Source organism: Synechococcus sp. R5-13, from assembly GCF_047462015.1.
In the GTDB taxonomy this organism is placed as follows: Bacteria; Cyanobacteriota; Cyanobacteriia; order Thermostichales; family Thermostichaceae; genus Thermostichus.
The window spans coordinates 1-11,286 of sequence record NZ_JANSIL010000084.1 but is presented as its reverse complement, the minus strand read 5'-3'; the positions used below and the strand labels follow the sequence as shown (position 1 = coordinate 11,286).

Sequence of the window (11,286 nt, the reverse complement as noted above, 5' to 3'; positions counted from 1 at the left end):
GCTTGAGCCAGTCATCGACGATGTCGAACCATCCTCGCTCCTGACGCACGCGCCCTACCGCTATGGTCATCTGAACTACTCCTTAAAGACGTCTAAATGAATGAGGACATTAATGAAACTACAAAGTTTGCTTCTTCGAAGCAAGAGCGGAGCCTAGGTATAAAGACTCAACCCTCGGGTCTTTTGCCTCAGTTTCTTTGAACGGCTCTTTGGCGAGAACTGCCTGGGAACTTTCCAGTGGGTTAGAATTCCCAGCGCTCCAAGACCCTATCGAGAACCGTTTCCAGGGCTCACGAGGCCCAACAGAGCATTTGAGAGCCACCGGACAAGTTTTACGGCTGTAGGCATTACAATTTAGCCTATGCCGGTAAAGACTTGTAAATTGCTTTCATTATAGAGGCGGATAGCCGGATCTCATCAAGTCTGGGAGAACGACTGTTTTTCGAGGAGTTGGGTTTGGGCCGCTACACCCTTGGAGTGAAGGCCAGGGCTTGGGATCCGATATCCTGAGAAGGCGATGTATCCCATTTGCGAGGAAGCTGAATCTATGGCTGGCGAGATCTTCACCATTGCTGGACTCTGCATTGTGCTGACCCTGGTGGGTGTGGCGCTTGGATACGGGATCCTGAGGGTGACCCAAGGGGGGGCAGAGTGAGGGTTCTCCAAAAGCCCTCCCTTCAGTTGTCGGGGGTTTCTCCCGATCCCGCTCGGCCCTTGTCACAGCCTCGTGTCAATTGGCCACCTGGATGTGAAGTGGGTGACGAAAAGATGATAGGCCCATGAAGATTTGTGTTGTTGGCGCTGGGGCGGTGGGAAGTCACTTGGCCATATGCCTGGCTCGGTCTGGCTTTCCCGTCAGTGTCGTGGCCCGTGGAGCTCACCTGCAGGCCATCCGCACCCAAGGTCTGAAGCTCATCCGGCAGGGGGATCCCTCCCAAACCTGGGTAGAGCGGTTGACAGCCACCGACGATCCGGCTGCCCTGGGCCCACAGGACTGGCTGATAGTGACGGTCAAGGCCCACAGCTTGCCGCAGCTTGCCCCTCGGCTGGGATCCCTGTGTGGCCCAGACACCCCCATTGTGATTGCCCAGAATGGTATCCCCTGGTGGTACTTTTACCGGCATGGGGGCGAGTTTGAGGGGCATTCCCTGACTTCCGTGGATCCAGAAGGGGTTATCGCTGCCCATCTGCCGATAGAGCGGGTGATCGGCTGTGTGGTGTACATTGCCGTGCAGTTGGCAGAGCCAGGAGTGGTCTTGCACACAGGGGGTGGGCGCTACATTCTGGGGGAGCCGGATGGATCCCTGTCAGGACGGCTGCAGTCCTTGGCCGCCATCTTTGAACAGGCGCAGCTTTCCACCACCCTCACCTCGCAGATTCGGGCCGAGATCTGGCAGAAACTGTGGGGCAACGCTGCCTTCAATCCCATCAGCGCCCTCACCCGGGCTGCTCAAGATGAAATTGCCCAATACCCACCCACCCATGCTCTGGTTCGGTCGGTGATGCGGGAAGTTGAGGCTGTAGCTCAAGCTCTGGGGATCCGGCTGCCGGTCTCTTTGGAAGAGCGGCTAGAAGATGCAGCCCGCGTGGGATCCCATCGCACCTCGATGCTGCAGGATATTGAGCTGGGGCGACGGACGGAGATCGAGGCCATTGTGGGAGCCATCACCGAGCTGGGGCGTTTAGTGGGCGTGCCCACTCCCCATTTGGATACTCTGTATGCTTGCGTCAAGCTGCTGGAGCGCTCTCTTTAGGCTCTTGCAGGGAGCGGTAGGGTCGCTACCGAACGGCAGAGAAACGATTCGTTTGCTGGATCCCAGGCTCCCCCCTGGGGAAGTGGCTCGAACTCTAGAATGGCTGTAGCCTCGAACTGACGAGGAAGCTGAAGGTGGCTGTCCATTTTTCTCCGACTCAACCCAACTGAAATCACAGCATTTGAATTAGCAAATGATGATCGAAAACTCCATCGTGCTCATCACCGGAGCCAGTAGCGGCATTGGGGCCGCTTGTGCCACCCTTTTTGCCCGTTCTGGAGCCCGCCTGATTCTGGTGGCCCGCCGTCAGGATCGGCTGCAGGAACTGGCTGGGGAATTGCAGCAGGCTTACGGCACTCCTTCCTACCTGCTGGCTTTGGATGTGCGGGATGGGACAGCCGTGCAGCAGGCGCTTCAATCTTTGCCCTCGCCGTGGGCCAACATCGACATCTTGGTCAACAATGCAGGTTTAAGTCGTGGCTTGGACAAGCTCCACATGGGGGCCTTGCAAGACTGGGAAGAGATGATCGATACCAACCTCAAGGGTCTGCTCTATGTTACCCGCGCCGTTTTGCCCGGCATGGTGGAGCGAGGTCGAGGCCATGTGGTGAACATCGGCTCCATTGCCGGTCGGCAGACCTACCCAGGTGGCGCTGTGTATTGCGCTTCTAAGGCCGCCGTGCGGGCCATCTCCGAGGGGCTGAAGCTGGATTTACTGGGCACCCCCATTCGCGTCACCGAGATTCAGCCGGGCCTGGTGGAAACCGAGTTCAGCCAAGTGCGCTTCCGTGGGGATCGCGCCCGTGCGGCAGCAGTGTATCAGGGCCTCACCCCCTTGACGGCGATGGATGTGGCTGAAGTGGTGGTGTTTGCGGCAACCCGTCCCCCCCACGTGAACATCAGCGAGATCTTGCTTGTGCCCACCGACCAAGCCAGTACCACCCTCGTACATCGTCGATAAGAGGCCGGCAACCGGGCTTTCGCCTCCACTCTTGCTTCCCTGAGCGACAATGGCAGCAAAGGTGGTGGGAACATGGGACTGGAAGCCGGGATCCTGATCGGGTTGGGAATCGGTTTGCTTTGCACGTTGCTCCTGCTGTGGCAGACTCGGCGCCGTTTCAGATGCGAATTGCAGCGGTTGGGATCCCTGGTGCATCTGGCCATGCCCCTCCACTCCCTGGAACAGATGCTCAGCTTGCTCAGCCGTTATCTTCGCCAACAAGATCTGGATTGGGCCAACCAAAAACAGCAACTGCAAAACTGGCAATACCTGAGTCAGCGGCTCCCTTGGGGATATCTGCGGGTAGACGAAAACAACGTGGTGCTGGAGTGCAATCCTGCCGCCCAGCGTCTGCTGCGCATCAGCCAATGGCAGCCGGGCATCAAGCTCTTGCTGGAATGGGTGCGCTCCTATGAGTTGGATCAGCTCATCGAGGCTACCCGCCGACAGGAGACCGCTGCTCCTGTCCAAAGTCGCGAATGGATTTTCTACCCTTCCGGTGGGGATGGCAAACCGATTCCGCTGCGGGCTTGGGGGTTGCTCCTGCCGCAAGCGCACGTGGCCATTTTTTTAGAAGACCGGCTGGAAGCAAAAATGCTGGCCCAACAGCGGGATCGCTGGGCTTCGGATGTGGCTCACGAGCTGAAAACCCCCCTCACCTCCATTCGCTTGCTGGCCGAAACTTTACAAAGCCGGGTCGATGCCGCTCAGGCAGTCTGGGTAGAACGATTGCTAAATGAAACTCTGCGCCTGAGCCGTTTGGTTCAAGACTTGCTCGAACTCAGCGCCCTCAATCTGGGAGCCGCATCCCGCTCTCAGTGGCGCTGGGTGGATCTGGCAAGTCTGGTGCAGGAAGCCTGGCAAAGTTTGGAGCCGTTGGCCAAACCCCGCCACCAGGAACTGCACCTGAGCGGATTGTCCCAGATTTACCTCTGGGGAGATGAGCAGCGCCTATACCGCCTCATCCTCAATCTCTTGGACAACGCCGTCAAGTATGGCAAGCCCGACTCTCCTATCCATGTGGTGCTTTCGGAGCAGGGATCCCAGGTGCAGTTAGAGGTGTACGACCACGGCCCCGGCCTGCCAGAAGATCAATTTGAGTTGGTCTTTCAGCCCTTTTACCGCACCGACACTGCGCGGGCCCGCAGCAAAGGCGGAACCGGCCTAGGGCTGGCAATTGTGCGGCAGATTGTCGAGGTTCATGGGGGCACCATCCAATTGCGCAATCACCCGCAAACCGGTGGGCTGTGGGTTCAGGTGGAACTGCCCCGGAAGCACTTGGATCCCTTGTGAAGCCTATCCGAAAACGCTCGCATCAGTGGCCTGCAGCCGGAGTCTGGCCGAGAATCGCTCAAGATTTCCCTGCTGCAGGGCTATCCATCTCAGGGGTGATCCCCTAGAATTGGGGTAGGTAATCTTTACAGTTCATCTTAAGCAGGCATTCGGAATGGGTACTGACTATCATTCCGCAGACTTGTTGTCCGAACGGGAGCTGCAGGTCATTGAGTTGATTGCGGCAGGACTGACCAATCAGGACATCGCGGAACGCCTAGAGATCAGCAAGCGCACCGTTGACAATCACATCAGCAATATTTTGAGCAAGACCCGAACGGCAAATCGGGTGGCCTTAGTACGCTGGGCCTTGCAGTGGGGAAAGATTTGCCTGGATCAGGTAAACTGCTGCACTTTGGTCGATGACAAAATTGCTTAGTCCCATCCCATTTTGCCGGTCAAGTGTCCAGCAAAGAGTGTTGAGCGGGGGGGGTTTGGTGACTGTATTGCCCAGAAGTTATAGTCATTTCAATGAGGAATGAAACTGTTCCGTTGCAGTGCTTCCTAGCTCTTCTCTCTCTTAGGGAGAGGGATTGGGGGGCTCGCGGAAGTGATGCGGAGCATTTGGGCGACACCGCGGAGTAGTTAGGAAGCGTCTTAATCTAGCTTGAAGTGACTATACTTGAGTTGTTTTGAGCTACGTTGATTGGGTTGTCATACGTGAGCGTCCCCAAGCTGAAACGCTACGCTGTTCGCTACGATTCTATGCCCCTGATGGTTTATCGGGAATTGGCTGCCCATTTGGCTTGTGTTTCAGGGGTGAAAACGGAGCTGGAGTGGAAAAAAAACTCCACCTTTCGCTACCAAGACAGCCAAATAGAGGCATTGCATATTCATCAAGAACCCGATGCCGACATAGAACAAATTAAGCGTATTCTTGACCACTATGGAGCGTGGCAGTATAGCCCCTTAGAAGACTAGCTCTCTCTGCAACCCAAAAGGGATCCCTAGGGATAGGGATCCCCGGATGATTCCTCTGCAAGGTCTGGGAAAAACCAGTTCAGCGAGCAGCTTGGCCTTGGGCAGGCAGGTGCAGCTTACGAGCCAGGCCCAATCTCGCCAACAGCCAAATGGCCCAGTAGGTCATGTCGATCTCCCACCAACGTAAACCGGCCTTAACGCACTTCGGGTCGGCATGATGGTTGTTGTGCCACCCTTCACCATAGGTCAGAATCGCCGCCCACCAAAGGTTACGAGCATTGTCATTGCTCTCGAAAGTCCGGTAACCCCAGAAGTGGCTGGCCGAGTTGATCAACCAGGTGCAATGCAGTAGCAGCACTGTCCGCACAAAGATACCGTACACGACGAATGACCAGCCCCCCAGCAGGTAGAGTATTGCAGCCAACGGCAGTTGCAAAAGCAGAGCATACCTATCCAGCCAGCGGTAGAAGGGATCCCGAGCCAAGTCCGGCGCAAGGGCAAAGTACTTCTCAGGGTTAAAAAACTCTTCGCGGTGGTAGATCAGCCAGAGTATGTGGCTCCACCAAAAGCCCTTACGGGCAGAATAGGGATCCTTTTGCTCATCTTCGGTAAAGGCGTGGTGCTGACGATGGCCACCCACCCAAAAGATCGGCCCCCCTTGAACGGCTAGGGCACCGAGAGTGGTGAAGACATATTCCAGCCACTTGGGCACCTGGAAGCTGCGATGGCTGAGCAGACGGTGGTACCCTAAACAGATACCCAAGCTGCCGAAACACCAGTGAAGAAATAGGGCTACTCCCAGAGCGGGCCAGGAGAAGAAGAAAATGCCTCCCACCAGGGCCACCACGTGAAAGATGGCAAAGAAGAGCACATGTTCCCAAGCAAACCGAAAGGATTCTTGGGGCTCGGGCTGAATGAGCGGAGCGGGATGATTCAGCGATTGGCGAGAAAAAGAAGTGGTCATGAACCCACAAAACCTCAGAAGAAGAAGTAGACTAGACTGACTAGGAAAGAGCCAAAACACAAAGCCCAAGTTAAGGCCGCCGGATAACAGCGGCCCAACGTGAAAACGGAGTCAAACCCCTGAAGACACCGCCATAGCCAGCGGTGACTTGCTATGTGCTCCGCTGTGATGAACTCGGCTACACAGGAAGAAGAGGAGCAGAGGCAACGCTGCCGACATCCTCTCGCTTGACATTAAGCCTAGCGGTATTCCACCGTAAATGCAAGCGTCACTTGCAGCCCGCCGCAATTCTTCAGGTTTTCTCCTCACTATGGCACGTCCTTCTTCTCGGCAAAGGCTGCTGAATGCGGCTCGGGAGCTGTTCGTTCGTCAGGGCATCACCCAAACCACCACCCGTCAAATTGCGGATTTGGCCGGAGTGAATGAGGTCACCCTGTTTCGGCACTTCGGCACCAAGCAGGGGCTACTCCTGGCCGTATTTGGGGAGCTGGGGGTCTTTTCCGGCATTGCCGATCTGCCTCTGAAGGCGGATCCCGCCCCCTCTCAAGGTTCTGGGTTGCAAGCCATTCTCCTGCGCTATGTCCACACCTGTTTTCGGGCTTTGGCCGATAATCCTGAACTGGTGCGCTCCCTGGTGGGAGAGGCTGGCCTTTATTCTGAGGAACATCGTCGCGCCTTGCGGATGGGTTTTTCTCAGGCCCAAGAACAGCTGACAGAGTATTTGCGGCGATTTCCCAACTCTGAGTTGCAATCTGTCGAGCCAGATCGCCTTTATGCAGCCGTTGGGGTTTTGCATGTAATGATTTTGGGAGCAGCCATGCTGGCAGTAACCGCCGAGTTGCCTTCCGTTGGCGCCGACGGGGCGGAGCCCTCTGTTGAGGGGCAGCTATCGGATGAAAAATCTAAAAAATCAGAGAAAGGCGCCGAAACCGCCAGGATCCCCCCCCTTCTGCAAGCCTGCGTGGAGCTGTGGATGGCAGGCGTGACCAGAATGACAGAACCTACGCCGTAGCGCAGCCACCCACAATTGGACAAGGCTCTCCAAGTGCCCTAGGTGGGCATGCGATACAGCTTCTCCCAACGACACACTGACTACGGCCAATAAATAGCCCCAGACCACAGGGATCCCGGCAACCTGCAGAACTCCCGTGAGCTCGGAACAAACTCTCTCTGTGTGCAAATAGATGTGCAAACAGGTAGATGTGCAACTAGAAAAGAGAGGAGGTTGTAAGCCGGGTTCTGTAGTGCAGAGTTGCACTGGCGATCATCTATCTGGGAGTGATGTTACCATCACCCTCTAGCGGCTCACCACCATCGAGAGCACCCTTCCCCGCTTTGGGTACCGTGACCTCGATGCAACCGACAGGGGCGAAGAACAGCCATAGTCCTGCGGCTGCGGCCTTGCTTTCCACCGGGGTTTACCGAGCCAACGCCTCACGACGTTGCTGGTGGGCTCTTACCCCACCTTTGCACCCTTACCTGTGCTGGGATCCCAGCCATCGGCGGTATGTTTCTGTGGCACTATCCTCGCGGTTACCCGCACTGGGCTTTCCCCAGCGGTGTGTTCTTCTGAAAGCCCGGACTTTCCTCATCCCGCTGTCTGGTGGCGACAGCAAGGACGCGATCGCCTGCCCCTCCTCTCTCTTCAGCTCGATCCTACTGCATCTTCCAAACCTAGAAAATCCCGGAAATCGGTACAAACTCCACGTGATCGGGAATGTTGGGGGCCACATGCAGGATTTGTTGGTTCAGATCCATCACCACAGCCGCTACGCTTTCGGTGCGATCCCAGGCGGGCAGATGGGGATCCGGATGGCGGCAGATGCAGTGGGGGGCATTCGTCCGGTCTTGTAGGATTTTTTGAAGAGCGACCGCGTCTAGGGTTCCCGTTTGAGCACTCTGGCGAAGCAAATGATAGGCCCGTTCTAGCCTTGTGGAGGATCCTATATGGGGGGGCAGCTCATCTTCTCGCAAGGCCGGATCCAGGAAATGATTGGTGTGGGCGAGGATCCCTCCTTGAGGGAGATGCAGGCCAATTCCTCGTGGACTGATTTCAAAGCTGATTGCACTAGCGGGCTGTAGGCCTACCGCCTGTCCTGCGGTACCCGCAACGCTGACACAAGAGGACGCGGTGTAAGGATAGGATCTCACCCTCTCCACAGCTTGCTGCCACTCCTCACACTCCAACAACAAGCGCAATAGCAAATGCACCGGCATTCCCTCGGTTTGCCCATCTAGGGTAGAGCGCAAGAGGTTGAGGGCCACGGCCAACCCTGCTCGGTTGAGGCCGATTTTGGCCAGGATCCCAGCTTCGGTCAGGGTGAGGTAGGCAGGGTGGTTATCGGAGCGAACGCACAACAGCACACAGGCCCTGCGCTGCTCCCCGATCCAATCCCAGGTTTGGGCCAAGTAGGTGTGGTGGGTGGAGGTAGCCTGGGGCAAGGCCGCCAGGGTGGTGCATTCTCCCCCATCCGGGTTGGCTTGGGCTGGATCGATGAGATCAATCCCCTTGAATTCATGAGCAGGATCCGGTGGGTGCTGGGGCACCCCGTTTTGGAGATTGTGTTCCAGAGCAGCGGCGCAGTCGGGATGGGATCCACCGACAACCGATCTGGATAAAATCTCGGTGCGCAAATTGAGGGCCAGAATCTCGGCAAAACGGAAGCCACTCCCCGCGGCAATGCCTTGGATTTCTTCCAGCAGGTGGGGCACGTGGCGCTCTAGCCAGGGCAGGGATCCCTCTGCTTGGGTCTGGGCCTGCTGCCAGGTGAGACCACAGCGGTAGGCAAATTGGCGGGCGTAACTAGCAATGCTGTGGCGAATGAGTTGGGCCGCCTGGGATCCATACTGTTGGCCTCGTTGTTGGGGATCCCCCTGCAGATGAAGAATGGGGAACACGGTGCTGGTTTGCCCGTGACCTCAATAGGTGGGCAGGGAGGGATCCACCTCACAAGCCCAAGCGTGAATGCCGCCGCTGATGTTATGAACCTGAGTGAACCCGTTGGCCTGTAACCACTGGCTCATCTGAGCAGAGCGGAGGCCATGATGACAGAGCACAAAAGTTGGCTGATCTGGATCCAGCTCTGTGAGGATCCGTTCCCTCCATTCCTCGTACTGGCTCAAGGGGTAGTTGCGAAAGCCCAGGGCATTTAAATTCACCAGCTCCAGCTCTGCCGGTTCCCGCACATCGATCAATTGCAGAGGCCCAGCCTCGGGATCCTGTAGGTATTGGGCCATCTGTTGTGGTGTAATGGAGCGGATGGAGAAGGACATCGCCAACTCTGGTCTACAGGGATCCCTTTTCAAGATACACCGGCTCAGCGGCTGCCCTGAGACTGCCCGCAAAGGTTAAGATGTCACCCTGATTTGGGCTTAGCCTGGGTATGGCTGTGCAACGCTTTTTGATCGACACGGATACGGCGGGAGATGATGTTACCTCGCTGCTCTTTGGGCTGCTCTGGCCCAACAGCATCCTACAGGGCTGCCCGCCGGGGTGAGTTTCATTCGAGATCCCTTTGCGGAAGTGCCCAAACCCGCCGATTATGCCAGCATCTGCAGCGGAGATACCCGTCCGCTGTTCTTTATCGGTGTGGATGCTAACCAAAACTACCTGGGGGATACCGATAACAACCCTGCCACCCTCAACCACGGTCTCACCTCGATGCTGAAGCGGGTGGATATGGCCACCTATGAAGTGATTCGCAGCGTGGTGGAAGGCAACTTTAAGGCAACTTTAAGGCAACTTTGTCGGCGGCATTCAAACCTTTGGCCTGGAGAACGAGGGTGTGGGCTATGCTCTGGATGAGTACAACCAAGCCTTGCTCTCAGCGGATTTGGTGGCTGCTGTGGAAGCGGTGAAGCAAGACATCCTCGCCGGAACCCTCGAAGTACCTGAAGAGCGCTAGATTTTTGAGATTTTTGTTGCCGATTGATTGCGGATCCCTGGCGAAGCCTTGACTAAACAGAGGATCCATCAGAGGATGCTTTTGCTGAGGGCATTGGATCGCAACTTGGCCACCTGCACTTTGACCTCGTGGCAGTTGCTTGTTGCTCTTGTTTGTTGCTGTAACAACCTTAACCGCTAAGCGCTTGTAAGGAGCTTTCCACCTATGCTTGGCCGAGTATCCAAGTCTGGTTGGGGGATCTGTTCAGCCTTGCTGCCTCTGTTGGCGGGGGTTGCCCTCGGCTGTGGGGGTGGCGGCGGCAGTTCTCCACCTCTTCCTCCGCCAGGTGGCGGGCCCATCATCCTGAGAGTGGATCCGGCCAGTGGCCCCTTTACCAAACTGGCAGACGCAGTTGCAGAGGCGCAGCGACTTCAGACTGCCACAGCCGGCCTGGAGGTGCTGATCGAGATTTTGGGGACGGGCAGGGAAACTTTGCAAAGCAACCTGGCCCTGGATGGCGGCGATGGCACCAACGGCGGTCGCATTCGCATCACCAGCTCCACCGCCTATGAGATCCTGACCGGGCTCTTTGACGTGATTGTAGCCAGCCAAACCAGCCTGCAGGGGGTAGATGTGGTGCTGGGGGGTGGACGGGTGCAGGTGAACAACGGCACTTTTCAGCCGCGCAAGGTCACCCTCAACGACCCTCGCTCCAACATCTTGGTCAACGGCAATGCTGCGGTTCTAGAGGGAGCCTTGAACCAATTGGCCGAGATTTCGTGCCAGCAATTTTTGGATCCCTGTGTGCAGATCTCCGGAAACAGTCGAGTCAGCGGCATTTCGTCAATCGTTAGCAAAACAGGCGGGGTGGGCATAGGCACAACACCAGGAAGTAACCCAACCCTCGAGAACAACACGATTCTCTTACAAGCTTTAGGGACTTTGGCTGTTCGCTACAGCGACAACTCCGGCGGGATCTTCCGCAACAACCAAATCGAAGGGGATCCACCTACCGCTGGGGCTGGCTTAGTGCTGCAGGCTCGGCAAGCAGGTAGGAGCGGCACTACCGGGATTCAACTGGATGGGGCAGGCTCAATTCCATCCATTCAATCCAACCGGATCGGCGTGGGTGGGATAGCCGGGAGCGTCGGCATTCGCATCTTGCAAGGAACACAAGCCCGTACCCTTTCTGGAAATACATTTCTGGCTCGGGGCGAGGGCAGAGGGATAGCAATTCAAGCGGCCCCCGGCACCCCAGATGTGGTGATTGCAGCCTACCTAGCCGGCAATGCCTTCCAGGGGAACTTTGCTGAGAGAGTTGCTGTGGGACTCTTCACACCCACACCTGAGCCAACGCCTTCTCCCACCCCGACACCTACACCCGTGCCCACACTTAGGCCGACGCCTTCTCCCACCCCGACGCCTACACCC

Annotated in this window: 12 protein-coding genes and 1 other RNA gene; 9 read left to right on the top strand and 4 right to left on the bottom strand. The window is 56.8% G+C overall.

The window, feature by feature from the left end:
* Nucleotides 1-547: 547 nt before the first annotated feature.
* From NW840_RS07045 to NW840_RS07020, 6 genes are all read left to right on the top strand, one after another.
* Complete coding sequence (locus NW840_RS07045) at nt 548-655, top strand: PetM family cytochrome b6-f complex subunit 7 (RefSeq protein WP_414329137.1); 108 nt, start codon at nt 548-550, stop codon at nt 653-655.
* A gap of 124 nt (nt 656-779) precedes the next feature.
* Complete coding sequence (locus NW840_RS07040; RefSeq protein WP_414343325.1) at nt 780-1,754, top strand: ketopantoate reductase family protein; 975 nt, start codon at nt 780-782, stop codon at nt 1,752-1,754.
* A 193-nt stretch (nt 1,755-1,947) separates the two neighbouring features.
* The gene (locus tag NW840_RS07035; protein ID WP_414343323.1) at nt 1,948-2,715 is read left to right on the top strand and encodes an SDR family oxidoreductase; all 768 of its coding nucleotides are present in this window, start codon (nt 1,948-1,950) and stop codon (nt 2,713-2,715) included.
* 72 nt (nt 2,716-2,787) lie between these two features.
* Complete coding sequence (locus NW840_RS07030) at nt 2,788-4,047, top strand: sensor histidine kinase (protein WP_414343322.1); 1,260 nt, start codon at nt 2,788-2,790, stop codon at nt 4,045-4,047.
* Between the two features lie 154 nt (nt 4,048-4,201).
* On the top strand, nt 4,202-4,465 hold the full coding sequence (locus NW840_RS07025) for a helix-turn-helix domain-containing protein (protein ID WP_011432496.1): 264 nt from the start codon (nt 4,202-4,204) through the stop codon (nt 4,463-4,465).
* A gap of 281 nt (nt 4,466-4,746) precedes the next feature.
* Nucleotides 4,747-5,007, top strand: a complete 261-nt coding sequence (locus tag NW840_RS07020; protein WP_414343320.1) for a hypothetical protein — start codon at nt 4,747-4,749, stop codon at nt 5,005-5,007.
* 79 nt (nt 5,008-5,086) lie between these two features.
* Here NW840_RS07020 and NW840_RS07015 read toward each other — a convergent pair whose 3' ends face one another.
* A complete protein-coding gene (locus NW840_RS07015) occupies nt 5,087-5,971 on the bottom strand; it encodes an acyl-CoA desaturase (RefSeq protein ID WP_414343318.1) in 885 nt (294 codons plus the stop codon).
* Nucleotides 5,972-6,281: 310 nt separating this feature from the next.
* On the opposite strand from NW840_RS07015, the gene NW840_RS07010 reads away from it, so the two are divergent.
* A complete protein-coding gene (locus NW840_RS07010) occupies nt 6,282-6,983 on the top strand; it encodes a TetR/AcrR family transcriptional regulator (protein ID WP_414343316.1) in 702 nt (233 codons plus the stop codon).
* A gap of 200 nt (nt 6,984-7,183) precedes the next feature.
* Here the strand turns inward: NW840_RS07010 and rnpB are convergent.
* The 3 genes from rnpB to NW840_RS06995 all read right to left on the bottom strand — a co-directional run bounded on the left by rnpB (nt 7,184) and on the right by NW840_RS06995 (nt 9,244).
* Nucleotides 7,184-7,613, bottom strand: an RNA gene (rnpB, locus tag NW840_RS07005) — RNase P RNA component class A.
* A 32-nt stretch (nt 7,614-7,645) separates the two neighbouring features.
* A complete protein-coding gene (locus NW840_RS07000; protein WP_414343315.1) occupies nt 7,646-8,869 on the bottom strand; it encodes a C45 family autoproteolytic acyltransferase/hydolase in 1,224 nt (407 codons plus the stop codon).
* Between the two features lie 21 nt (nt 8,870-8,890).
* A complete protein-coding gene (locus NW840_RS06995; RefSeq protein ID WP_414343313.1) occupies nt 8,891-9,244 on the bottom strand; it encodes a rhodanese-like domain-containing protein in 354 nt (117 codons plus the stop codon).
* Between the two features lie 220 nt (nt 9,245-9,464).
* On the opposite strand from NW840_RS06995, the gene NW840_RS06990 reads away from it, so the two are divergent.
* On the top strand, nt 9,465-9,776 hold the full coding sequence (locus tag NW840_RS06990) for a hypothetical protein (protein WP_414343312.1): 312 nt from the start codon (nt 9,465-9,467) through the stop codon (nt 9,774-9,776).
* Between the two features lie 349 nt (nt 9,777-10,125).
* A partial coding sequence (locus NW840_RS06985; protein WP_414343310.1) for a right-handed parallel beta-helix repeat-containing protein occupies nt 10,126-11,286 on the top strand: 1,161 nt, incomplete at its 3' end.